This window comes from Auraticoccus cholistanensis, assembly GCF_009742705.1.
GTDB classification, from domain to species: Bacteria; Actinomycetota; Actinomycetes; order Propionibacteriales; family Propionibacteriaceae; genus Auraticoccus; species Auraticoccus cholistanensis.
In genome coordinates, this window is sequence record NZ_WPCU01000009.1 from 103,289 (window position 1) to 126,525 (window position 23,237).

Annotated in this window: 21 protein-coding genes and 1 pseudogene; 20 read left to right on the forward strand and 2 right to left on the reverse strand. The window is 75.0% G+C overall.

The genetic code is table 11. The annotated features are described in order from the left end of the window. Positions 1-38 precede the first annotated feature (38 nt). From GC722_RS13415 to GC722_RS13505, 19 genes are all read left to right on the forward strand, one after another. Complete coding sequence (locus tag GC722_RS13415; RefSeq protein ID WP_156611004.1) at positions 39-1,028, forward strand: NAD-dependent epimerase/dehydratase family protein; 990 nt, start codon at positions 39-41, stop codon at positions 1,026-1,028. After that, positions 1,021-2,139 (forward strand): lysophospholipid acyltransferase family protein, encoded by a 1,119-nt coding sequence (locus GC722_RS13420; RefSeq protein ID WP_156611006.1) that lies wholly within the window; start codon positions 1,021-1,023, stop codon positions 2,137-2,139. Before GC722_RS13415 ends, GC722_RS13420 begins: the two co-directional genes overlap by 8 nt. A 52-nt stretch (positions 2,140-2,191) precedes the next feature. Continuing rightward, complete coding sequence (locus GC722_RS13425; protein ID WP_156611008.1) at positions 2,192-3,679, forward strand: class I adenylate-forming enzyme family protein; 1,488 nt, start codon at positions 2,192-2,194, stop codon at positions 3,677-3,679. Beyond that, positions 3,676-3,933 (forward strand): glutaredoxin family protein, encoded by a 258-nt coding sequence (locus tag GC722_RS17835; RefSeq protein WP_331714809.1) that lies wholly within the window; start codon positions 3,676-3,678, stop codon positions 3,931-3,933. The genes GC722_RS13425 and GC722_RS17835 overlap by 4 nt, the downstream gene beginning before the upstream one ends. Next, positions 3,926-4,627, forward strand: coding sequence for a pyroglutamyl-peptidase I family protein (locus tag GC722_RS13435; protein ID WP_197430156.1), 702 nt, complete (start codon positions 3,926-3,928; stop codon positions 4,625-4,627). Before GC722_RS17835 ends, GC722_RS13435 begins: the two co-directional genes overlap by 8 nt. 54 nt (positions 4,628-4,681) lie before the next feature. After that, positions 4,682-5,476, forward strand: coding sequence for a redox-sensing transcriptional repressor Rex (locus GC722_RS13440; RefSeq protein WP_331714810.1), 795 nt, complete (start codon positions 4,682-4,684; stop codon positions 5,474-5,476). Then, the gene (locus tag GC722_RS13445) at positions 5,473-6,777 is read left to right on the forward strand and encodes a glutamyl-tRNA reductase (protein WP_331714811.1); all 1,305 of its coding nucleotides are present in this window, start codon (positions 5,473-5,475) and stop codon (positions 6,775-6,777) included. The genes GC722_RS13440 and GC722_RS13445 overlap by 4 nt, the downstream gene beginning before the upstream one ends. Then, positions 6,774-7,802 carry a hydroxymethylbilane synthase gene (gene hemC, locus GC722_RS13450; protein ID WP_331714812.1) on the forward strand — a complete coding sequence of 343 codons (1,029 nt, stop codon included), beginning with the start codon at positions 6,774-6,776 and terminating at the stop codon, positions 7,800-7,802. The genes GC722_RS13445 and hemC overlap by 4 nt, the downstream gene beginning before the upstream one ends. 57 nt (positions 7,803-7,859) lie before the next feature. Continuing rightward, complete coding sequence (locus GC722_RS13455; protein ID WP_156611012.1) at positions 7,860-9,548, forward strand: bifunctional uroporphyrinogen-III C-methyltransferase/uroporphyrinogen-III synthase; 1,689 nt, start codon at positions 7,860-7,862, stop codon at positions 9,546-9,548. 334 nt (positions 9,549-9,882) lie between these two features. After that, positions 9,883-10,863, forward strand: coding sequence for a porphobilinogen synthase (gene hemB, locus GC722_RS13460; protein ID WP_331714813.1), 981 nt, complete (start codon positions 9,883-9,885; stop codon positions 10,861-10,863). Between the two features lie 28 nt (positions 10,864-10,891). After that, positions 10,892-12,235, forward strand: a complete 1,344-nt coding sequence (hemL, locus tag GC722_RS13465) for a glutamate-1-semialdehyde 2,1-aminomutase (RefSeq protein WP_331714814.1) — start codon at positions 10,892-10,894, stop codon at positions 12,233-12,235. A gap of 7 nt (positions 12,236-12,242) precedes the next feature. Then, positions 12,243-12,929, forward strand: coding sequence for a histidine phosphatase family protein (locus GC722_RS13470; protein WP_331714815.1), 687 nt, complete (start codon positions 12,243-12,245; stop codon positions 12,927-12,929). 11 nt (positions 12,930-12,940) lie between these two features. Continuing rightward, complete coding sequence (locus tag GC722_RS13475) at positions 12,941-13,588, forward strand: TlpA family protein disulfide reductase (RefSeq protein ID WP_331714816.1); 648 nt, start codon at positions 12,941-12,943, stop codon at positions 13,586-13,588. A gap of 50 nt (positions 13,589-13,638) precedes the next feature. Further along, positions 13,639-14,352: a cytochrome c biogenesis CcdA family protein gene (locus GC722_RS13480; RefSeq protein ID WP_156611083.1), complete on the forward strand. Its 714-nt coding sequence runs from the start codon at positions 13,639-13,641 to the stop codon at positions 14,350-14,352. 116 nt (positions 14,353-14,468) lie between these two features. Then, a complete protein-coding gene (gene resB, locus GC722_RS13485; RefSeq protein WP_156611085.1) occupies positions 14,469-15,977 on the forward strand; it encodes a cytochrome c biogenesis protein ResB in 1,509 nt (502 codons plus the stop codon). After that, on the forward strand, positions 15,977-16,945 hold the full coding sequence (gene ccsB / locus GC722_RS13490; RefSeq protein WP_156611014.1) for a c-type cytochrome biogenesis protein CcsB: 969 nt from the start codon (positions 15,977-15,979) through the stop codon (positions 16,943-16,945). Before resB ends, ccsB begins: the two co-directional genes overlap by 1 nt. 2 nt (positions 16,946-16,947) lie before the next feature. Beyond that, entirely contained in the window at positions 16,948-17,862 is a 915-nt protein-coding gene (locus GC722_RS13495) for a 1-phosphofructokinase family hexose kinase (protein WP_197430157.1), read from the forward strand. A gap of 63 nt (positions 17,863-17,925) precedes the next feature. Further along, positions 17,926-19,320 carry a mycothione reductase gene (locus tag GC722_RS13500; RefSeq protein WP_331714818.1) on the forward strand — a complete coding sequence of 465 codons (1,395 nt, stop codon included), beginning with the start codon at positions 17,926-17,928 and terminating at the stop codon, positions 19,318-19,320. A 44-nt stretch (positions 19,321-19,364) separates the two neighbouring features. Beyond that, positions 19,365-20,231, forward strand: a complete 867-nt coding sequence (locus tag GC722_RS13505; protein ID WP_197430158.1) for a GAF and ANTAR domain-containing protein — start codon at positions 19,365-19,367, stop codon at positions 20,229-20,231. A gap of 46 nt (positions 20,232-20,277) precedes the next feature. On the opposite strand, the gene GC722_RS13510 is transcribed toward GC722_RS13505, so the two are convergent. Then, positions 20,278-21,816 carry a polysaccharide pyruvyl transferase family protein gene (locus GC722_RS13510; protein WP_156611019.1) on the reverse strand — a complete coding sequence of 513 codons (1,539 nt, stop codon included), beginning with the start codon at positions 21,814-21,816 and terminating at the stop codon, positions 20,278-20,280. A gap of 200 nt (positions 21,817-22,016) precedes the next feature. On the opposite strand from GC722_RS13510, the gene GC722_RS13515 reads away from it, so the two are divergent. Further along, positions 22,017-22,619 carry a dihydrofolate reductase family protein gene (locus tag GC722_RS13515; RefSeq protein WP_156611021.1) on the forward strand — a complete coding sequence of 201 codons (603 nt, stop codon included), beginning with the start codon at positions 22,017-22,019 and terminating at the stop codon, positions 22,617-22,619. A gap of 190 nt (positions 22,620-22,809) precedes the next feature. Here the strand turns inward: GC722_RS13515 and GC722_RS17840 are convergent. Beyond that, positions 22,810-23,237 (reverse strand): annotated as a pseudogene (locus tag GC722_RS17840) (hypothetical protein); the annotation flags it as partial.

The following is a 23,237-nucleotide window of genomic DNA, read 5'->3' on the forward strand; positions in this document are numbered from 1 at the left end:
CGCGGCCGCCCGCCCCGACGGCGGCTAGGCTCGGCCGCATGTCTCGTGTCGTCCTGGTCACGGGGGTGTCGGACGACTTCGCCGCCCGCTGCGCCCGCGCCCTGGCCTCGCTGCCGGCGACGACGGTGATCGGTGTCGACCTCGTCCCGCCCCGGCGCCCGCTGGACGCGGTGACCTTCGTGCGGGCCGACATCCGCTCACCGGTGATGACGGGCCTGATCACCGGCCGGGGCGTGGACACCGTGGTCCACCTGCCGCGCCGGGGACCCGGCCGCAGCCGGGCGGCGGCCAAGGAGCTCGCCGTGCTCGGCAGCATGCAGCTCCTCGCCGCCTGCCAGCGCGCCCCCGGGTTCCGCTCGCTGGTGCTGCCCAGCTCCGGCGAGGTCTACGGCTCCTCGCCCCGCGACCCGGCCGTGTTCGCCGAGGACCGCGGCCACGACGGCGGACCCCGCAGCCCCTTCGCCCAGGACTGCCTGGAGGTCGAGTCCTACGCCCGGGCCCTGGGCCAGCGCCGCGACGACGTCACCGTCACCATCCTGCGGATGGCCCCGCTGATGGGGGCCGGCGTCCGCAGCGACCTCACCCGCTACCTGACCGCCCCGGTGGTGCCCACGGTCGCCGGCTTCGACGCCCGGCTGCAGTTCCTGCACCCAGCCGACGGCGCCCGCGCGGTGACGACCGCGGTCGAGCGGTGCCGCCCCGGCATCTACAACGTCGGCGCCCCCGACGTCGTGGTGCTGTCGCAGCTGCTGGCCTGGTTGGGACGTCCCTCCGTGCCGGTGCCGCGGGCGGTGGCGCGGGCGCTGCGGCGCACCCGCAGCCGCACCGGGCTGGTGGTGCCCGAGGACCTGGACGGGGTGACCTGGGGCCGGGTGATGGACGTCCGCCGCATCGCCGACGAGCTGGGGTTCCAGACCCACTGGAGCAGCCGGCAGGCGGCCGAGGAGTTCGTCGCGCTGGCCAGCCCCGGCGTGCTGCGCCGCGTGCTGGACGGCCGGGGCGCGGAGGAGGGGAACGAGGATGGCTGAGCCCGACCACGTCGAGCCCGACCCCCAGGACGACCACGTGGCAGACCCCGCCGGGAACGCCCAGGGCGCGCCAGCCGGTGCGGGGGGCACCCAGGACCCGCCGCCGGCCCGCGACCCGCTCGACCGCGAGCCCGTCGACCTGGCCGCCGTGCTCGCCGAGCTGCTGCAGTCCGGGGGCGCCCTGCTGCGCCAGCTGCAGCACGCCTACCCCGGGGCGGTGCGGGACGCGCTGGCCGACCCGCTCGCCACCCTCGTCTCGGTGGCGGCCGAGCTGGGCGTGGACTGGCAGGGCGGCGTCGACGACGTGGTGGCCTACACCCGCAGCCGGCTCAGCGGGGAGTTCGCGGTCGACGAGTTCGGGTTCGACCCCGAGTTCACCGAGCGGATCGTGCTGCCCGCGCTGCGCCCGCTGGTCCGCTCCTGGTTCCGGGCCGAGATCAGCGGCCTGGAGAACATCCCCGACGAGGGCCCCGCGCTGCTGGTGTCCAACCACGCCGGGACCCTGCCGCTGGACGGCCTGGTGCTGCACTCGCTGCTGCACGACGAGATCGGCCGCCACCCGCGGCTGCTGGGCGGCGACCTCATCTTCGCCACCCCCTACGCCCACGACGTCGCCCGCCGGATCGGGGTGACCCACGCCTGCCCCGAGGACGCCCTCCGGCTGCTGGAGGAGGGCCACCTGGTGGCCGTCTTCCCCGAGGGCTACAAGGGGCTGGGCAAGCCCTACTCCGAGCGCTACCGGCTGCAGCGGTTCGGCCGCGGTGGCTTCGTCGCCTGCGCCATCCAGGCGCGGGTGCCGATCATCCCGGTCTCGGTCGTCGGCTCGGAGGAGATCTACCCGCTGATCGCGCCGCTGCCCGAGGTGGCCTCCGCCGTCGGCTGGCCCTACCTGCCGATCACCCCGCTGTTCCCCTGGTTCGGGCTGCTGGGGCTGCTCCCGCTGCCCAGCCGGTGGAGCATCCGGGTCGGCGAGCCGATCGCCACCGACGAGCTGGACGTCCGGGCCGCGGCCGACCCGATGACGGTCTTCGAGGTCACCGACCAGGTCCGCGAGACCATCCAGGACACCCTCTACGCCATGCTGCAGGAGCGCCGCAGCCCGTTCTTCTGAGCCGTGCCGAGGCCCTCCGGCGGCGTCGGGAGGCTGTGGAAGACTGCGCAGGGTGAACCTGGCAGACGTGGTGGGCGAGCACGCCCGACGCCGGCCTCACGCGACCGCGCTCGTGGAGCCGGCCCGGCCCGGGGTGCCGCGGGTGGAGACGACGTGGCAGGCGCTCGACGAGGCGGTGGACCGGGCTGCGGCGGTGTACGGCGGCTGGCGGCTCCGGGCCCCGCAGCGGGTGCTGCTGCACGGCGAGAACAGCCTGGCCATGGTGGTCGGCCACCTGGCCTGCCTGCGCACCGGGCTGGTGTCCACCCCCACCAACCCGCAGTCCACCTCCGACGAGCTGCTGTCGATGGTCTCCTCGACCGGGGCCAGCCTGCTGCTGACCGACGGCGAGCCCGAGCCGCTGGCCCGGGCCCTCGGCGAGGCGGTGCCCGTCCGGCCGGTGGCTGAGCTGCTGACCACCGAGCCGGCCCAGCAGCCCCCGGTGGCGGCACCGGCGGACCCCGAGGCGCTGGCGGTGCTGATCCAGACCTCCGGCTCGGTCAGCGAACCGCAGTCGGTGATGCTGAGCCGCCGGGCGGTGGCCGCCGCCTGCCGCCAGGTGGTCGAGGTCAGCGGGATCGGCGAGGACAGCGTGGTGCTGGGGCTGCTGCCGATGTTCCACGTCTACGGCCTCAACGGCGTCCTGGGGGCCGCCCTCACCGCCGGGGCCACCACCGTGCTGGTCCCCGGGCTCTGTCCGGACCTGGTCCGCGTCGTCGCCGACGAGGGCGTCACCGAGCTGCCGCTCACCCCGACGGTGCTGTTCCGGCTGCTGCAGGCGCCGGGGACGGCGCGTGGGCTGTCCGGGCTGCAGCGGGTGGTCAGCGGCGGCGCCCCGCTGTCCACCGCGCTGGCCCGCGAGTTCACCCGGCTCACCGGCGTGCGGGTCGACCAGGGCTACGGGCTCACCGAGGCCGGGCCCGGGGTGACCTCCACCATCGGCCAGCCCGAGCTGCTCTCCGGCACCCACGTCGGGGTGCCGCTGCCGGGGGTCGAGGTGCGGATCGACTCCGCCCGCGAGCCCGGCGAGCCGGGCGAGGTCTGCGTCCGCGGCCCCAACCTGTTCTCCGGCTACTGGCCCGACGGCCACGGCGGCCCCGACGCCGACGGGTGGTTCTCCACCGGAGACCTCGGCTACCTCGCCGACGGCCAGCTGCACGTCGTCGGCCGGCTCCGCGAGGTCGTCATCGTCTCGGGGTTCAACGTCTACCCCAGCGAGGTCGAGGAGGTGCTGCTGCAGCACCCGGCCGTGCACGCGGCCGCCGTGATCGGCCACGCCGACGAGCAGACCGGTGAGAGCCTGGTGGCCTTCGTCTCGGTCGCCCCGGGGCGCAGCGGGCTGTCGGTGGGGGAGCTGCAGCGCCACTGCGAGCGGCTGCTGGCCCGCTACAAGTGCCCCAGCGAGATCTACGTGCTGGACCGGATGCCCCGCAGCATCACCGGCAAGATCCGCAAGTCCGCGCTGCGCGACCTCGTCGACGCCCTCGAGGACGAGCAGTGAGCGCCGCACGGGTGCGGGTGCTGGTCCGCGACGGCTGCCACCTGTGCGAGGAGGCGCTGGCCGTGGTGGAGCGGGTCTGCGCCGAGACCGGCGACGGCTGGGTGGTCGAGGACGTCGACGGCGACCCCGAGCTGCTGCGCCGCTACAGCGACCAGGTCCCCGTGACCTTCGTCGACGACCGCCAGCACGACTTCTGGCGCGTCGACGCCGACCGGCTGCGCCGGGCGCTGACCGCGCAGGCCCCCCGTGGCTGAGGCGCGCCTCCCCGTGGTGCTGGTCACCGCCTTCGAGCCGTTCGGCGGGGACACCGAGAACGCCAGCGCGGCCGCGGTCGCCCGGCTGGACGCCGGCTGGGACGGACCGGCCCGGCTGGTCACCGAGCTGCTGCCGGTCAGCTTCGCCGGGTCCGGCGCCCGGCTGCAGCAGCTGCTGCTCCGCCACCGGCCCGACCTGGTGCTCTGCGTCGGCGAGGCCGGCCGGCGCCGCGCGGTGTCGGTGGAGCGCTGGGCCCGCAACCTCGACGACGCCCGCATCCCCGACAACGACGGCGAGCAGCCCCGCGGGGTGGCGATCGACGAGGGGCCGGAACGGCTGCCGACCCGGCTGGACGCCGCCGCCGTGGTCGCGGCCGTCGCGGCGGCCGGGGTGGCGGTCGAGGCCTCCGACGACGCCGGCGCCTTCGTCTGCAACCACGTCTTCCGGGTGCTGCTGACCGCCACCGACGTCCCGGCCGGGTTCGTGCACGTCCCCGCGCTGCGCACCCGGGGGAGGGCGCAGGTGGGCGCCGAGACCGATCCCGGGAGCGCCGGCGCACCGGTCCCCGAGCTCACGCCGGACGACCTGGCCACCGCCCTGCGGGTGGTCCTGCTCACCGCGCTGACCGGGTCGGGGACGGCTGCCGGCGAGGACGCCCTTACTTGGGTGGCCACCACCGATCTCCTACAGTGAGTCGGAGCGGCCGCCCGGTTCGTGGGCCGGCCGCTGTCGTGACGGAGGAGGCCTGTGGCTGGGGTGCAGCACACCGGTGCGACGGCGACGGGTCCCGGGGCTCCCCGGGCGATCCCGGACGCGACCATCGCACGGCTTCCGCTGTACCTGCGTGCGCTCGCCGCGCTGGCCGAGCAGGGGCTGCACACCGTCAGCAGCGGTGAGCTGGCCGACGCCTCCGGGGTGAACCCGGCCCAGCTCCGCAAGGACCTCAGCCACCTCGGCTCCTACGGCACCCGCGGCGTCGGCTACGACGTGGCCACCCTGCGCACCCGCATCGGGGCCCAGATCGGCTCCACCCAGCAGTGGTCGGTGGTCATCGTCGGGATGGGCAACCTGGGCTCCGCGCTGGCCAGCTACTCCGGCTACGCCGCCCGCGGCTTCCGCGTCGCCGCCCTGGTCGACGCCTCCGACGCGCTGATCGGCCAGCAGGTGCGGCTGGAGGGCAACGACCCCGACGTGCTGACCATCCAGGGCGACGCCGACCTCGCCGACGTCGTCCGCGCCGCGCAGCCGGCGATCGGCATCATCACCACCCCGGCCGAGGCAGCCCAGGGCGTCTGCGACCGGATGGTCGCCGCCGGGCTGACCAGCATCCTGAACTTCGCCCCCACCGTGCTGCAGATCCCCGAGGGCGTGGTCGTCCGCGCCGTCGACCTCGGCCAGGAGCTGCAGATCCTGGCCTACCACCAGCAGCACGCCCAGATCCCCGCCGACGCCGTCGTCGACACCGACCAGGCCACGTCCGGGAACGGTCTCCCGGCGGCCGCCGAGCCCGCAACGGGCAGCAGGGAAGAGGTCCTCCAGTGAGCATCCTCGTCGTCAGTGCCTCCCACCACGGAGCGAGCGTCGAGTCGCTGAACGCGCTCGCGCTCGACACCGCCGGGGTGGTGAAGCTGGTGCACGCGCTGACCGGCGACGAGCAGGTCAGCGAGGCGGTGGTGCTCTCCACCTGCAACCGCACCGAGGTCTACGTGCAGGCCGAGCGCTTCCACGCCGGGCTGGAGACGGTGGTGACCGAGCTCGCCGCCGTCTCGGCCCTCGGCGAGGCCGAGCTGCGCCAGATCTGCCAGGTCTACTACGACGAGGCCGCGGTCGCCCACCTGTTCGCGGTCGCCTCCGGGCTGGAGTCGATGGTGGTGGGGGAGAGCCAGATCCTCGGCCAGGTCCGCCACGCCCTCACCACCTGCCAGCAGGCCGGGACGGTCGGCTCCGCGCTCAACAGCCTGTTCCAGCAGGCGCTGCGGGTGGGCAAGCGCGTGCAGCACGAGACCTCCGTCGGCTCCGCCGGACGGTCCCTGGTCAGCGCCGCGGTGGACGTCCTGGAGCAGCGGCTGGGCACCCTCGCCGGCCAGACCGTGGTCGTCCTCGGGGCGGGCAGCATCGCCTCGCTGGCCGCCCACACCGTGGCCGGCACCGGGGCCGAGGTGGTCGTGGTCAACCGCACCCTGGCCAAGGCGCAGCGGCTGGCCGAGCAGGTCGAGGGGCGCGCGCTGCCGCTGACCGACCTCGACCGGGCGCTGGCCGAGGCCGACGTGCTGGTCACCTGCGTCGGCGCCCCGGGCACCGTGGTCGGGGTGGAGCAGGTGCGCACCACGCCGCTGCGGGCGGTGGTCGACCTGGCCGTCCCCGCCGACGTCGACCCGGCGGTGGGTGAGCTCGTCTCGCTGGTCGACCTGACCACGCTGCGCGACGAGCAGGTCGACACCGCCAGCGCCGACGAGGTGCAGGCGGCCGCCGACCTGGTGGCCGGCGAGGTGTCGGACTTCCTCGGCGCCCGGCGGGCCGCGACCGTCACCCCCACCGTGGTGGCGCTGCGGACCATGGCCGCGGAGGTGGTGGCCGCCGAGATGACCCGGCTGCGTGGCAAGGCGCCGGACCTGGCCGCCGAGCAGCTGCACGAGGTGGAGCGGACCGTCCGGCGGGTGGTGGACAAGATCCTGCACCAGCCGACCGTCCGGCTGCAGGCCCACGCGGCCACCGAGGGCGCCACCGACTACGCCGACGCCCTGCGCGAGCTGTTCGCCCTCGACCCCGAGCGGGTGGAGGCGGTCTCCCGCTCGCGGCTCTCCGTCGGCGACGTGCCGCGGAACGTGGTGACCGGCGGGTGACCACGCTGCGGGTCGGGGCCCGGACGTCCCCGCTGGCCCGCACCCAGGCCGACTGGGTGGCGGCGCGGATCGAGGCCCGGGGGGTGCCCTGCGAGTTCGTCGGGGTGGTCACCACCGGCGACGTCGACCAGCGCGCGCTGACCCAGATCGGCGGCACCGGGCTGTTCGTCGGCGCGGTCCGCTCGGGGCTGGTGCGCCGCACCATCGACGTCGCGGTGCACTCCCTCAAGGACCTGCCCACCGGGGCCGAGCCGGGGCTGCGGATCGCCGCGATGCCCGAGCGCGAGGACGTCCGCGACGTGCTGGTCGGCTCCACCCTCGACGCCCTCGGCGACGGCGCCCGGGTGGGCACCGGCTCACCGCGGCGGGCGGTGCAGCTGCAGGCGTGGGCGCACCGGCAGGGGATCGACCTGCAGGTGGTGCCGGTGCGCGGCAACGTCGACACCCGGATCGGGCACGTCGGCTCCGGCGCGCTGGACGCCACCGTGCTCGCCGCCGCCGGGCTGCGCCGCCTCGGCCGGCTGGTGGCCGAGGGTCCCGACGGCCGCTGCCGGGTGGTCTCGGCCGGCGAGGGCGGCACGCCGGAGGACGGCGTGGTGGCCCAGCTGGTGCCCACCGACGTGCTGCTGCCCGCCGCCGGGCAGGGGGCGCTGGCGGTGGAGGTCGCCGAGGACAACGAGCTTCCCGAGCTGTCGGCGGTGGACGCCCTGGACGACCCCGCCACCCGCGCCCGGGTGACCGCGGAGCGGACCTTCCTGGCCCGGCTCGAGGCGGGCTGCCTGGCCCCGGTGGGGGTGCTGGCTTCGCTCCACGCGTCTCCGCCGTCCGGCACAGGGGATTCTCAGGCCCAGGATTTGACTCTGGACGCCGTAATTGGGAGAACCATAGGGAGCGACGTCGCCCACCCGGCGGTCCCGGAGCTGCTGCAGGTGAGTCTCACCGGCGCGGTGTCACAGGCCCGTCAGCTGGGTACTGAGCTCGCCGAGCAGGCGCTGTCCCGGCTGGGGCACGACCTGCGCCGGTGAGGCACCTCCCACACGCCTCCACCGAGCCAGCCGCTGGTGGAGGAGAGAGCGAGTCCCATGAGCACCGCCCAGGTCACCCCGCCCGCGCCTCATGGCGACACGTCCCGGCCGGACCTGTCGCTCGACCCGGGTCACGTTACGCCTCCCGTCCAGGTCCCCCGCGGCCGGGTCATCTTCGTCGGCACCGGCCCGGGTGACCCCGACCTGCTGACCCTGGGTGCGGTCGCCGCCATCGCCGAGGCCGACGCGGTGCTGCTGGACAGCGAGAACCTCGCCGCGATCTTCGACCACCCCGCCGTCAGCACCGCCGAGGGGGTGCGGCCGGTGTCCATCGGCACGCGCGAGAACGGCAAGAACCTGGCCCCCTCCGCCCGCGCCAAGCAGGTGCTCAAGGCCGCCGCCGGCGGCGGCCGGGTGGTGCGGCTGGTGCAGGGCGACCCCTTCCTCGACGGCGGCGTCGCCGACGAGGCCGCCGCCTGCGTCAAGGGCGGCATCGACTTCGAGGTGGTCCCGGGCGTCTCGGCGCTGACCGCGGTCCCCGAGTACGCCGGGGTGGCGCTCAACAACGCCGCCGGCACCCACTTCGTCTCGGCCATGGACGGCCGCATCACCAAGAGCAGCTCCTCGCAGTGGGCCCCCACCGGCACCCTGGTGGTCAGCACCCGCGCCGGGATGGTCCCCGACGTGGCGGCGGCCGCGATCGGCTGCGGGCGTCCGCCGGAGGACCCGGTGCTCATCACCCTGGGCGGTGGCAGCACCGAGCAGAACAGCGTGGTCACCACGCTGGCCGAGCTGCCTCGGGCGGTGGCCGGGGCCGACGTGGACCCCGAGCTGCCGGTGCACGTGATGGTCGGTCCCGTGGTCGAGCACCGCGAGGACCTCAGCTGGTACGAGACCAAGCCGCTCTTCGGCTGGCGGGTGCTGGTGCCCCGCACCAAGGACCAGGCCGGTCCGATGACGGCCCGGCTGCGCAGCTACGGCGCGCACAGCGACGAGGTCCCCACCATCTCGGTCGAGCCGCCGCGGAGCCCGCAGCAGATGGACCGCGCCGTCCGCGGCCTGGTCGAGGGACGCTTCGAGTGGGTGGCCTTCACCTCGGTGAACGCGGTCAAGGCCGTCCGGGAGAAGTTCGAGCAGTACGGCCTGGACGCCCGCGCGTTCTCGGGCCTGAAGGTCGCCGCCGTCGGCCAGGTGACCGCCGCGGCGCTGCAGTCGTGGGGCATCGAGCCCGACCTGGTGCCGACCAGCGAGCAGTCCTCGGCCGGTCTGGTGGCGGAGTTCCCGCCCTACGACGAGGTGCTGGACCCGATCAACCGGGTGTTCCTGCCGCGGGCCGACATCGCCACCGAGACGCTGTCGGCGGGGCTGACCGACCTGGGCTGGGAGGTCGAGGACGTCACCGCGTACCGGACCGTCCGCGCCGCCCCGCCGCCCGCCCCGATCCGCGAGGCGATCAAGGGCGGGCAGTTCGACGCGGTGGTCTTCACCTCCTCCTCCACGGTGCGCAACCTGGTGGGGATCGCCGGCAAGCCGCACCCGAACACGGTGGTCGCCGTGATCGGCCCCGCCACCGCCCGGACCTGCGAGGAGCACGGCCTGCGGGTCGACGTGATGGCCGCCAAGCCGTCCGTCGTCGCCCTGGCCGACGCCCTGGCCAGCTTCGCCGCCACCCGCCGCGACGAGATGCTCAGCCGCGGCGAGCCCGTGGTCAAGCCGTCGCAGCAGAAGGCCGCCCGCCGCCGCTGAGCCACCCCGGCCAACCGCCGCCCCCTCCCGCCCTGCCCGGCTGTATGTCGTCCGGGTCACGCCCGGTGTGTCGCGGCGTGTCGGGATGTCCGGGCGCGACGGCGTACACGTTCCCAGGGGACGCCCTGCTGCCCGGCCGCACCGGTCCGGCGGCGGCCGTGACGGCTCGCGGGAGGCGCTCCCTGAGGACGTGTACGCGGACGCAGCGGTACAGCCGGACACGCCGCGACACGCCGACCGTGACCGCGACGACATACAGCCTGGCGGGGTGGGTGGTGTCGGTCACGCGGATTCGGCCTCGGCTGACCGGGCGGCATAGGTTGTGACGGTGAGCGTGAGCGGACCTGTGGTACGACCCCGACGGCTGCGGCGCACTCCGGTGATGCGGGCCATGGTGGCCGAGCACCAGGTCGAGCCCCGCCAGCTGGTGCTCCCGCTGTTCGTGGCCGAGGGCGCCACCGCGCCCCGCCCGATCAGCTCGATGCCCGGCGTCGTGCAGCACACCATGGACACCCTGCGGGCCACCGCCGCCCAGTCCGCCGAGGCCGGGCTGGCCGGGGTGATGCTGTTCGGGGTGCCGCAGACCCAGGACGCCACCGGCTCCGGCGCGCTGGCCGAGGACGGCGTGCTGAACCGGGCGATCGAGGCCGTCCGGGCCGAGGTCGGCGAGTCCCTGCTGGTGATGAGCGACGTCTGCCTGGACGAGTTCACCGACCACGGCCACTGCGGGCTGCTGGCCGCCGACGGCTCGGTGGACAACGACCGCACCGTCGAGGTGTACGCCCGGATGGCGGTGATGCACGCCGAGCGCGGCGCCCACGTGGTCGCCCCCAGCGGCATGATGGACGGCCAGGTCGCCGCGGTCCGCGAGGCGCTGGACGCCGGCGGCCACACCGACACCGTGGTGATGGCCTACGCCGCCAAGTACGCCTCGGCCTTCTACGGACCCTTCCGCGAGGCCGTCGGCTCCTCGCTGGTGGGGGACCGCAAGACCTACCAGCAGGACCCGGCCAACGTGCGCGAGGCGCTGCGCGAGGTCCGCCTCGACGTCGAGCAGGGTGCGGACCTGGTGATGGTGAAGCCCGCCCTCGGCTACCTCGACGTGCTGGCCCGCACCGCCGCCGAGGTGGACGTCCCCGTGGCCGCCTACAACGTCTCGGGGGAGTACGCCATGGTCGAGGCCGCCGCCGAGCGCGGCTGGATCGACCGCGACCGCGCCATCGCCGAGACCCTGCTGTCCATCCGCCGGGCCGGCGCCGACGTCGTCCTCAGCTACTGGGCGCTGGAGTACGCCCAGCGGCTGTGGCGCCGGTGAGCACCGTCCGCGGCCCGAGGAGGAACCCGTGACCGACGCCGTCTCCCGCCAGCTCTTCGAGCGGGCCCAGCAGGTCGTCCCCGGCGGGGTGAACTCGCCGGTGCGGGCCTTCCGCGCCGTCGGCGGCACCCCGCGGTTCATCGCCTCCGCGCACGGGCCCTACCTGGTCGACGCCGACGGCAACGAGCTCGTCGACCTGGTCTGCTCCTGGGGCCCGATGATCCTCGGCCACGCCCACCCCGAGGTGATCGCCGCCGTCCGCGACGCCGCCGGCCGCGGGACCTCCTACGGCGCGCCCACGCAGGCCGAGGTCGAGCTCGCCGAGGCGATCGTCGAGCGCACCCCGGTCGAGCAGGTGCGGCTGGTCAACAGCGGCACCGAGGCGACCATGAGCGTGCTGCGGCTGGCCCGCGCCGCCACCGGCCGCGACCTGGTGGTGAAGTTCGCCGGCTGCTACCACGGCCACGTGGACGCCCTGCTGGCCTCGGCCGGCTCCGGCGTCGCCACCCTGTCCGACGCCGCCGCCCTGGCGACCCCGGCCAGCCCCGGCGTGCCGGCCGCCACCACCGCGCAGACCCTGGTGCTGCCCTACAACGACCGGGCCGCCGTCACCGCCGCCTTCGCCGAGCACGGCGAGCGCATCGCCTGCCTGGTCACCGAGGCCGCCCCCGGCAACATGGGCGTGATCGAGCCCGGCGTCGAGGACGGCGAGCACTTCAACGCCTTCCTCGCCCGCACCTGCCGCGAGCACGGCGCGCTGTTCGTCTCCGACGAGGTGATGACCGGGTTCCGGGTCTCCCGCCAGGGCCAGTACGGCCGCGACGGCGTGGAGCCGGACCTGATGACCTTCGGCAAGGTGATGGGCGGCGGGTTCCCGGCGGCGGCCTTCGGCGGTCGCGCCGAGCTGATGCAGCTGCTGTCCCCGGTCGGCTCGGTCTACCAGGCCGGCACCCTGTCGGGGAACCCGGTGGCCAGCGCCGCCGGCGCCACCACGCTGCGGCTGCTCGACGACGACGTCTACACCCGCCTCGACCGCTCCGCCGACGTGCTGCGCTCGGCGGTGGCCGAGGTGTTCACCGAGGTCGGCCTGCCGCACGTGGTGCAGAGCGCCGGCAGCATGTTCAGCGTCTTCTTCACCCCCGCCGACGTCGACCGCGTCCCCGACTACGCCACCGCCCAGCGCCAGGACACCGCCGCCCACGCCGCCTTCTTCCACGCCATGCTGGACGCCGGCGTGTACCTGCCGCCGAGCGCCTACGAGGCCTGGTTCCTGTCCACGGCGCACGACGACGTGGCCCTGTCGCGTATCGTCGAGGCGCTGCCGGCGGCCGCGCGGTCCGCGGCTGCTGTGACCACCGCGAAGAGGATCTGAGGGAGCTGTGAGCGGGATCGAGCGAGCGCAGGCACCGGTCCACCGGGGCCGGGCCGTCGTCCACCTGCTGCGCCACGGCGAGGTGGAGAACCCCACCGGGGTGCTCTACGGCCGGCTGCCGGACTTCCACCTCTCCGAGCGGGGCCGGGCCATGGCCGAGCGCCTCGCCGAGCACCTGGCCGCCAACGACATCGCCCACCTGCGCTGCTCGCCGCTGGAGCGGGCGCTGGAGACCATGGAGCCGCTCGCGGCCCGCCACCCCGACGTCGAGGTCGTCGTCGACGAGCGGGTGGTGGAGTCCTCGAACCTGCTGCAGGGCAAGGTGCTCTCCGCCAGCCGGTCCGCGCTCCGCGACCCGCGCACCTGGTGGCTGCTGCGCAACCCCACCCGGCCCTCCTGGGGCGAGCCCTACCGCGACATCGTGCTGCGGATGCGCGCCGCCGTGCTGGACGCCGCCATCGCCGCCGACGGCCGCGAGGCGGTCATCGTCTCCCACCAGCTGCCCATCTGGATGGCCCGCTGCGACGCCGAGGGACGCCGGCTGGTGCACGACCCGCGCCGCCGCCAGTGCACGCTGACCAGCCTGACGTCCTTCACCGTGATCGACGGTCGCACCGTGAAGGTCGACTACGCCGAGCCGGCCAGGGACCTGCTGCCGGTGCGCGCCGGCAAGCAGTTCGTCGCCGGCGCCTAGAGGAGCCCCTGGTGCCGCCCGCTCCCTCGTCCTCACGCGCTCCCTCGTCCTCACGCCCTCCCTCGTCCTCAGGCGCTGCCGTCCCGCTCCGCGGGCTGCTCGCCGCGGCGCTGGGCCTCGCCCTGACGCTGACCGGCTGCAGCGCCGCCGGCGGGACGTCCGGCGGCGGCGTGCAGGAGGGGTTCGTCTCCGGTGACGGGACGATCACCCAGGTCGCCCCGGACGAGCGCGAGCCCGCACCCGACATCACCGGCCCGGTGGTGGGTGGCGGCGAACCGGTCTCCCTGGCCGACCACCGCGGCGAGGTGGTCGTGCTGAACGTGTGGGCGTCCTGGTGCGCGCCCTGCCGGGCCGAGGCGCGGGACCTGGTCGAGGCCGCCGCCCAGACCGGGGGCACCGCGCAGTTCATCGGGCTCAACGCCAAGGAGGACAACCCCTCCGCGGAGGAGGCCTACCTGCGCGCCTTCGAGGTGAGCTACCCCAGCCTGGACGACCCCACCGGTGAGCTGCAGCTGCGCTTCGCCGACAACCTGCCGCCCGCGGCCATCCCGAGCACCCTGGTCATCGACCGGGAGGGGAGGGTGGCCGCCCGCGTGCTCGGCACCATCAGCGCCGCCACCCTGGTCGCCCTGGTCACCGACGTGGCGGAGGGGCGCTGATGGTCCCGCTGCAGCTCGCCGGCTGGCTGACCGAGGCGGTCAGCGGCTCGATGGTGCTCGCCCTGCCCGTGGCGCTGCTGGTCGGCGCCGTCTCCTTCTTCAGCCCCTGCGTGGTGCCGCTGCTGCCCGGCTACCTCTCCTACGCCACCGGTCTGGGCGCCGCCCAGGTGCTCGGCGGGGAGGCGCCCCGGGGCCGGATGCTGCTGGGGACGTCGCTGTTCGTGCTGGGCTTCTCGGTGGTGTTCGTGCTCACCGGGGTGCTCTTCGGCACCGCCGGGCAGGTGCTCGCCGACGCCCGCGGCTGGCTGACCCCGGCCGCCGGGGTGGTGTCGGTGCTGCTCGGGCTGGTCTTCCTCGGGGTCGTGCCGCTGGGCCGCGGCGAGCTGCGGCTGCGTCGGGTGCCCCGCGCCGGGGTGCTGTTCGCGCCGCTGCTGGGCATGGTCTTCGGCTTCGGCTGGACCCCCTGCATCGGCCCGACCCTGGCGGCCGTGCTCACCCTCGCCCTCAACGAGGGCAGCGCCTCCCGCGGCGCCCTGCTCGCCTTCGTCTACTCCCTCGGGCTCGGCATCCCGTTCGTGCTGGCCGGGCTCGCCTGGACCCGCGTGAACCAGGTGGTCGGCGTCGTCCGGCGCCACCAGCGGCTGGTGATGGGCGTGGGCGGTGCGCTGATGGTGCTCACCGGGGTGCTGCTGCTGACCGGGCTGTGGGACGCGGCGATGGCCGGCATCCGGCAGTGGGCCGCCGGCATCGGGGCGCCGCTGTGACCACCACCGAGGAGCGTCCGGCGACCGAGCAGCAGGACCGCCGCCCCAGCACCGAGGCCCCCCGCAGCCTGCGGCCGGTGGAGTGGCTGCGGTGGCTGTGGACCAACCTGACGTCGATGCGGACCGCGCTGACCCTGCTGATGGTGCTGGCCGTGGCCGCCATCCCGGGCGCGCTGCTGCCGCAGCGTCCCAACCAGCCGTTCGAGGTCGAGGCCTGGATCGAGCAGCGGCCCACCCTGGGCGGCCTCTACGACGCCGTCGGGCTGTTCGACGTCTACGCCTCGCCCTGGTTCGCCGCCATCTACCTGCTGCTGTTCGTCTCGCTGATCGGCTGCATCGTCCCCCGCACCCGCGTCTACTGGCGCGCGCTGCGCGCCCAGCCGCCCCGCACCCCCCGCAACCTGGGACGGCTGCCCGCCTCGGCCCGCGCCACCAGCAGCCGGCCGGCCGCCGAGGTGCTGGAGCAGGCCGCGGCCCGGCTGCGCTCCCGCCGGTTCCGCGTCGTGGTCCGCGAGGACTCGGTCGCCGCCGAGCGCGGCTACCTGCGCGAGGCGGGCAACCTCGTCTTCCACCTCAGCCTGGTGGTGATGCTGGTCGGGCTGGCCGTCGGCGCCCTCGGCGGCTACCGCGGCAGCGTGGTGCTGCCGGTCGGGCAGAGCTTCGCCAACACCATCAGCCAGTACGACGACATCACCGCCGGCGGCCGGTTCGACCCGACCTCGCTGCCGCCCTTCGCGATCACCGTGGAGGAGTTCGTCGCCGAGTTCGAGACCGGGCCGGTGCAGCAGGGCGCCGCGCGGGTGTTCCGCGCCGACCTGCAGGTCACCGAGGCCCCCGGCGAGCAGCCCTACGACTACACCCTCGAGGTGAACCGGCCGCTGGTCGTGGAGGGGGTGGACGTCCACCTCATCCAGCACGGCTACGCCCCCGTGGTGACCGTCCGCGACGGCAACGGCGACGTGGCCTTCTCCGGGGCGGTGCCGTTCCTGCCCCAGGACGGCAACTTCACCTCCGCGGGCGCCATCAAGGCCCCCGACGCCCGCCCCGAGCAGCTGGCCTTCCAGGGCTTCTTCCTGCCCACCGCCGCGGTGGACGAGCTGGGCCCGCGGTCGCTGTTCCCCGACGCCTTCGCCCCCGAGCTGTTCCTCAACGCCTGGTACGGCCCGCCGCGGGAGGAGAGCGGGGTGCCGGAGAACGTCTACTCCCTCGACGTCACCGGGCTGGAGCAGATGACGACCGAGGACGGCTCGGACAGCCTGCGGCTGCGGCTGGCGCCCGGGGAGTCGGTCGAGCTGCCCGACGGCCGCGGCTCGATCACCATGGACGGCTGGGAGCGCTGGGTGAAGCTGCAGATCAGCGACACCCCGGGTCTCGGCGTCACCCTCGGCTCGGTGGTGGCGGCGGTGCTCGGGCTGTGCCTGTCGCTGTTCGTGCGGCCGCGGCGGATCTGGGTGCGGGCGCGGACCACGCCGGACGGCGGCACGGCCGTCGAGGTCGGCGGGCTGGACCGGGCCGACGCCCGGACCGGTCTGGAGGAGGACGTCGAGGAGCTCGCGGGCCACCTCGGCGAGGAGCACGACACGGCCCGGACGGTCCCTGTCGGCAGCGGAGAGGACGGAAGCTGATGGACTTCGCCGGGGTGTCGAACACGACCATGGTGACCGCCGCGGTGGTCTACCTCTTCGCGGCGATCGCGCACGCCGCGGAGTGGGCGGCCGCGCGCGGCACCGGTGCCGAGGCGGCGCCGGCGGGGAGCCGGCAGGAGGCCCTGGTCGGTGCCGGGGCGCCCGGCCCCGAGCCGGTGGCCGACGCCCGTGACCGGGAGCGGGAGGAGCGGGCCCTGCTGCGGGTCGAGCGCTACGGCCGCAGCGGCGTCGCGCTGACGCTGCTGGCCTTCCCGGTGCACGCGATCGCCGTGGTGACCCGCGGCCTGGCCGCCGACCGGTTCCCGTGGGGGAACATGTACGAGTTCGTCAGCACCTCGCTGCTGTTCGTGGTGGCGGTGCACCTGTTCCTGGTGCTGCGCGCCGGCCAGCGTTGGCTGGGGCTGCTGGTGACCATGCTCGCCACCATCGGGCTGGGGCTGGCGGTGACCGTCTTCTACGTCGACGTCGCCCCGCTGGTGCCCTCGCTGCACTCCACCTGGTTCATCTTCCACATCGTCGCCGCCGCGCTGTCCGGTGCCGCCTTCAACGTCGGCGCGCTGGCCTCGGTGCTCTACCTGGTCAAGGACCGGGCCGAGCGGCGGGGTGCGGTCGGCGGCTACCTGGCCAAGCTGCCCTCCACCCGCCAGATCGACCTGCTGGCCTACCGGGCGCACGCCTTCGCCTTCCCGCTGTGGACCTTCACCATCGCCGCCGGGGCCATCTGGGCCCAGTACGCCTGGGGCCGGTTCTGGGGCTGGGACCCCAAGGAGACGATGAGCCTGGTCACCTGGGTCATCTACGCCGGCTACCTGCACGCCCGCGCCACCGCCGGCTGGCGGGGCACCCGGGCCGCGGTGCTGGCGCTGTTGGGGGTGGTGGCCTTCTGGTTCAACTTCATCGGCATCAACCTGCTGGTCTCCGGTCTGCACTCCTACGCGGGGATCTGACGGTGCTGACCGCCCTGGTGCTGAGCCCGTCCCTCGACATCAGCTACGACGTCGACCAGCTCACCGTCGGCCGCATCCACCGCCCGCGGGCCGTGGTGCGCTGCGCCGGCGGCAAGGGCCTCAACATGGTCCGCGCGGCCGCCCGGCTCGGTGCGCCCAGCCAGGCCGTCACCGTGCTCGGCGGCCCGGTCGGGCAGCTGCTGGCCACGCTGCTCGAGGAGGAGGGCCTCGAGGCGGTCGTCGTCCCCAACGACCGCGAGACCCGGATCTGCGTCTCGGTGGCCGGGGCGGAGATGACCGAGCTCTACCAGCGCGCCACCCCGCTCGGCGACGGCGTACTCGACCAGGTCGGCCGCGCGCTGACGGACGTGCTGCCCGCCAGCGGCTGGCTCGCCGTCAACGGCGGGCTGCCCGAGGGCACCGACCCCGAGCGGGTGGCGGACCTGCTGGCCGGCGCCCGCGAGCGGGGCGTCCGGGTGGCCGCCGACTGCTACGGGGACCTGCTCGCCCTGCTGCTGCGCCGCGGCGTCGACCTGGTCAAGATCAACCGCTCCGAGGCGGCCGGTCTGGTCGGTGCCGGCGAGGACGCCGACCTGGCCGGGCTCACCGCGGAGGTGGCCGCGAGGGCGGGTGCGCCGGTCGTGGTCACCGACGGTGCCCGCGGCTCGATGCTGACCGACGGTGGCACCTGCTGGCTGGTGGCCGCCAGCCGCCACCGCGGCACCTGGTCCCAGGGCAGCGGCGACAGCTACCTCGGCGGGCTGCTGGCCGGGCTGGAGGAGGGGCTGGGGCTGGTCGAGGCGGTCCGGCTCGGCGCCGGGGCGGCCACCGCCAACGCGCTGCTGCCCGGCCCGGGCAACCTGGACCCGGCGACGGCCCGGCGGATCGCCGCCGAGCTGGAGGTGCAGCCGGCCTGAGCCGGCCGTCGGCCCCGCCTGCCGGAGGCCTTCAGGCGTGGCCGGGGGTGGCAGGATGGCGCGGTGCGTCACTTCGACCTGTGCATCATCGGTTCCGGCTCCGGCAACTCCCTGATCGACGAGTCCCTGGACGGCCAGCGCGTCGCCCTGGTGGAGAAGGGCATCTTCGGCGGCACCTGCCTCAACGTGGGCTGCATCCCCACCAAGATGTACGTCCACCCCGCCGACCTGGCCTCGACGCCGGAGCGCTCGGCCCGGCTGGGGGTGCGGCTGCAGCGCGAGTCGGTCGACTGGGTCGGCATCCGCGACCGGATCTTCACCCGCATCGACGCGATCTCCGCCGGCGGGGAGGACTGGCGCCGCCAGTCCGACAACGTCACCCTCTACCGCGGCACCGGCTGGTTCACCGGCGAGAAGCGCTTCGCCGTCGGCGAGGAGGAGTTCACCGCCGACCGCTTCGTGATCGCCGCCGGCAGCCGGGCCGTCGTCCCGGTGGTGCCCGGCCTGGAGCAGGACTGGTTCGCCGACGGCGCCGCCCGCCGTCCGGCCTGGGCCCACACCTCCGACACGGTGATGCGCATCGACGCCCTGCCCGCCTCGATGGTGGTGGTCGGCGGCGGCTACGTGGCCGCCGAGTTCGCCCACGTGTTCGCCTCCTTCGGCGTGGACGTCACCGTGGTGGTCCGCGGCCAGCGGCTGCTCAAGGACGAGGACGAGGACGTCAGCGCCCGCTTCACCGAGCTGCTCTCGCGTCGGGTGCGGCTCGTGCTCGGCACCTCGCTGGCCGAGGTGCGCGCCGACGCCGACGGCCGCGGGGCCACCGTGGTCGGCAACGACGGCTCGACCTTCTCCGGCGAGCTGGTGCTGCTGGCCACCGGGCGGACGCCCAACGCCGACACCCTGAACCTGGCCGCCACCGGGGTGAAGGTCGACGGCGAGGGCCGGGTGGTGGTCGACGAGTACCAGCGCACCTCGGTGGAGGGCATCTTCGCCCTGGGCGACGTCAGCAGCCCGTGGCAGCTCAAGCACGTGGCCAACCACGAGATGCGGGTGGTCAAGCACAACCTGGCCCACCCGGAGGCGATGAAGGCCAGCGACCACCGCTACGTGCCGCACGCGGTCTTCTCCGAGCCGCAGGTCGCCTCGGTCGGGCTGACCGAGCGGCAGGCCCGCGAGGCGGGCTACGACGTCGCCGTCGCCCACCAGGACTACGGCTCCGTCGCCTACGGCTGGGCCATGGAGGACGACAGCCACTTCGCCAAGCTGGTCGCCGACCGCGGCACCGGGCGGCTGCTCGGGGCCCACATCATCGGGCCGGAGGCCTCGGTGCTGCTGCAGCCGCTGATCCAGGCGATGTCGTTCGGCCTGGGCGCGCGCGAGATGGCCGAGGGCCAGTACTGGATCCACCCGGCGATGACCGAGCTGGTCGAGAACGCGCTGCTCGCCCTCGACATGTGACCCGGCACCCGGTAGCCGTCGCGGGTCGCTGCACCAGCTGGGAGTTGGACGCATCGGTTATCTTTCCCTGGCCGCGGCTGCGCGGCTTCGGGGACGAGGAGGCCGCGGTGGAGAACCCGGGATTCGCTGAGCAGCTGTCGGACGCGGCCCAGCAGATGGAGCAGTCGAAGGGCGAGCGCGAGACGCTGGACGCGGCGGTGCTGCAGGCGCTGACCATCGTCCGCGGCTGCGCCGCGGCCGGGCTGTCGGAGCTGGGACCGGACCGGCGGCTGCGCACCACCGCCGCCACGTCCGAGCTGGTGGTGCGCGGTGACCGGCTGCAGCACGACCTCGGCGAGGGGCCCTGCGTCTCGGCCATCCGCGACCAGACCCTGGTGTGGAGCCCCGACCTGAGCACCGAGACCCGGTGGCCGCGCTGGTCCGCCGCCGTGCACGCCCAGCTGGGGGTGCGCTCGATGCTCTCGGTGCAGCTCTACAGCGGTGAGCGGGGCTTCGGCGCGCTCAACCTGTACGGCACCGAGCCCGACGCCTTCGACGAGCACGACCGGTCCGCCGTGGTCGCGCTGGGCACCCAGATCGCGGTGGCGATCGCCAACGCGCGCCGCGACGAGCAGCTGCGACGGGCCATCGACAGCCGCACCGTCATCGGCCAGGCGCAGGGGCTGCTGATGGAGCGCTTCGGGCTGACGGCCGAGACCGCCTTCGCCTACCTGCAGCGGGTCTCGCAGAGCACCAACACGAAGTTCTTCGCGGTGGCCGAGGAGCTGGTGCGCACCCGCACCCTGCCCTCCGACGAGCTGCGCGCACCGGTCACCTCCCTGCCCACCAAGGAGAAAGAGGCGGCGCCGCTGACCGGGATCGCCGCCGCGGCGAGCGCGAAGACCCCGCCCGCCCCCGACATCGCCGTCTGAGCGGCGTCCGACCGCCCGGGCCCGACCGGGCGGCGGGGCGGGCGGATCAGCCCGCGGAGGTCAGCGTGCGCAGCCGGCGCCCGACGCGTCGCAGCCGGCGCCGCACCCGGGTGCTGAGCGGGGTGGCCGACGTCTGCGGCAGGACCGCGGGGCCGGCCGGCGTGGCCGCGCGTGCCTGCTCCAGCTCGCGGCGCAGCGCGTCCACCCGACGCTGCTGGGCGCTGCTGGTCCACTGCGCCAGCTGACGCTCCCGGTCGGCCCGCTCGGTGGCGTCCAGCAGGGCGGCCGTGGCCCACGGCGTGCAGGCCCGCGCCGGGGCGAGCACCGGCACCGCCGCCATCGGGGCCGGGGTCGGCAGCTGCTCGGTCAGCGGTCGCGCCAGCACGTCGCACAGCCGGTCCCACCAGGCGTCGAGCTCGGCCGCCCGCACGCGGCGGACGTCCTGCAGGTGGGCCACGACCTCGTCGCGCCGCGCGACCAGGTCGACGGCCGCCCGCACCACCTCGCCGTGCTGCCAGCTGTCGAGGTCGAAGACGAAGTGGTCGAGGCCGACGTTGGAGGCCGCACCCCGCATCCGCACCGAGGAGTACAGGTTGGGGGCCAGCGAGATGGTCGGCACCGCGGCGCGGGCGGCGAAGATCCCCGCGTGGTAGCGGGAGCCGACGACCAGCAGGGCGGCCTCGGTGAGCGCCACCAGCTGCTTGGCGGTCAGCATCCGGGTGGGGACCACGCGCTCGTGCCCGGCCGCTGCGGCGATCGCGTCGTTGGCGACCTGGTCGCGGCTGGCCCCGCCGGGGAGCGGGTTGCCGCCGTGCGGGACGAGCAGCACCCGGCAGTCCAGCCGGTCGGCCAGCTCGGCCACGGTGCGCCCGATCAGGGCGTGGTAGTCGCGCTGCTCGATCCGCGGCGTCGACGGCTTCTCGGCGAAGCTGGCCACCACGAACCGGCCGCCGGCCAGGTCGGCCACCGCCGCCCGGTCGTCCCCGGAGCAGCGCAGCCCGTACGCGTCGTCCATCCCCTGCACCAGGGCCTGCGACGGGGCACCCAGCTGGTGCAGCAGGGCCGCGGTCGAGGGCTCGCGGGCGGCCACCAGACGGGCGTGGGCCACCAGCTCCGACAGCAGCGGCTCGTCGCTGGGGTAGACGAGCGGGCCGATGGTCTGGCTGGTCAGCGCGTACGGCTTGCCCAGCGCCCGAGCGACCTTGGCCACCGTGGTCCGCTCGTAGACGTGGTGGGAGAACATGGAGTTGAGGTTGCCGCCGCCGGCGACCAGCACCGCGTCGCTGCTCCGCACGGCCTCGAGCAGGGGCAGCGCCCGGTCGTCGGCCGCCAGCCCGCTGCCCGTGTGCACGTGGGCCAGCACCTGCTCCTGGCGGGTGGCGCTGCGCCGGCGCTGCTGGTCGAACCCGATCCGGGCCACGGCGGGCAGGTCGTAGACCGCGCCGGCGTGGTCCGGGTCGCCGGCCACCAGCGTGATGTCGACACCGCGGGCGCGCAGCTCGTCGACGGCCATCTCCGTCATCGCCTCGTCGCCCAGGTGGTAGAAGTTGCGCCAGCCGACGTCGCCGATCAGCAGGATCCTCACTGCGACGCTCTCCGTTCTGTCCTGCCGAGCCCTCGCTGCGGCAGCGCCCACTCGACCGCAGCCGGGTGAACACCGTCCTCCCGACGTGTGTCGTGTCGGTGAACGCGGCTGCGCCGGCCTGGCGGCGATGAGTTCCCCGGCCCGGGGGTGTCTACTACGTCGAGGTGCCGACGGGGCACCCGCGACGGGAGGACCAGACCATGAGGAAGCTGCGCTCGACGACGTTCGTCTCGCTGGACGGCGTGATGCAGGCCCCCGGCGGGCCCGAGGAGGACACCAGCGGCGGCTTCACCCTGGGCGGCTGGACGGTGCCCTTCTTCGACGAGCACCTCGGCGAGGTGATGGACCGCTTCATGACCCCGCCCTTCGACCTGCTGCTGGGACGGCGCACCTACGACATCTTCGCCGGCTTCTGGCCGCACGCCTCGGAGGAGGAGGGCGCCGGACCGCTCAACGCCGCCACCAAGTACGTCGCCTCCCGCGGCCGCCCCGAGCTGGGGTGGGACCGCAGCGTCCTGCTGGAGGGCGACGTGGCCGAGGCGGTGGCGCGGCTGAAGCAGGAGGACGGCCCGGAGCTGCAGGTGCACGGCAGCGGCGACCTGCTGCAGACGCTGCTCCGCTCCGGGCTGGTCGACGAGGTGCAGCTGCTGGTCTTCCCGGTCCTGCTGGGGTCGGGACGTCGGCTGTTCACCGACCCGCTGCCGCGCAACCTGCAGCTGCTGGAGACCTCCACCTCCGCCAGCGGCGTGGTGGTCAGCCGCTACGGCGTCGACGGCGAGGTGAGCACCGGCAGCTTCGGCTGAGCGCGCCGACGGGGTCGCCGGCGGCGCGGTGTGGGTGCTGTCGGTCTGCGGGGGAGGGCCGCGGCGTCGGCCGCGGGCGGGGGCCCGAGGGGTCGTCCGCCTCGGAGGCGGTACCGCGGAGGCCGACTCCCGGGGCCGTCGCGGGGGAACTCCGGCTCTCCGGGAGCCGGCGCCTCAATCGTACGCGGCGCTACGCGGGGCCCCAGCCGTCGGCCTCCGAGCCGGCGCCGGGGTCCTGCGGCGCGACCGGTCGGCGGAGCTCGGCCGACGGCTCCTCGAAGGGGGTCGGCGGCTCGTCGGCCAGCGCCTGGGTCATCACGGGCCGCCAGATCCTGGCGCCCGCGTCGCCGCCGCCGTCCCCGGTGAGCACCGCCCCGCTGCCCGGCAGCAGCAGCCCGGTGAGCGAGCGGCTGCGGCCGTCCCAGAAGTCGTGCCGCTTGTCGACGGCGATGGCGGCGCAGCCGGCGACCTCGGGGGTGTAGCCGCAGAACCAGGTCGCCTCGCTGCTGTCCGTCGCCCCGGTCTTGCCCGCCACCGGGTGCCCGGACGGCGGCAGCGCCGGCCGTCCGGTGCCCGCCATCACGCCCTGGAGGAGGTTGGTGACGCCGCGGGCGATGT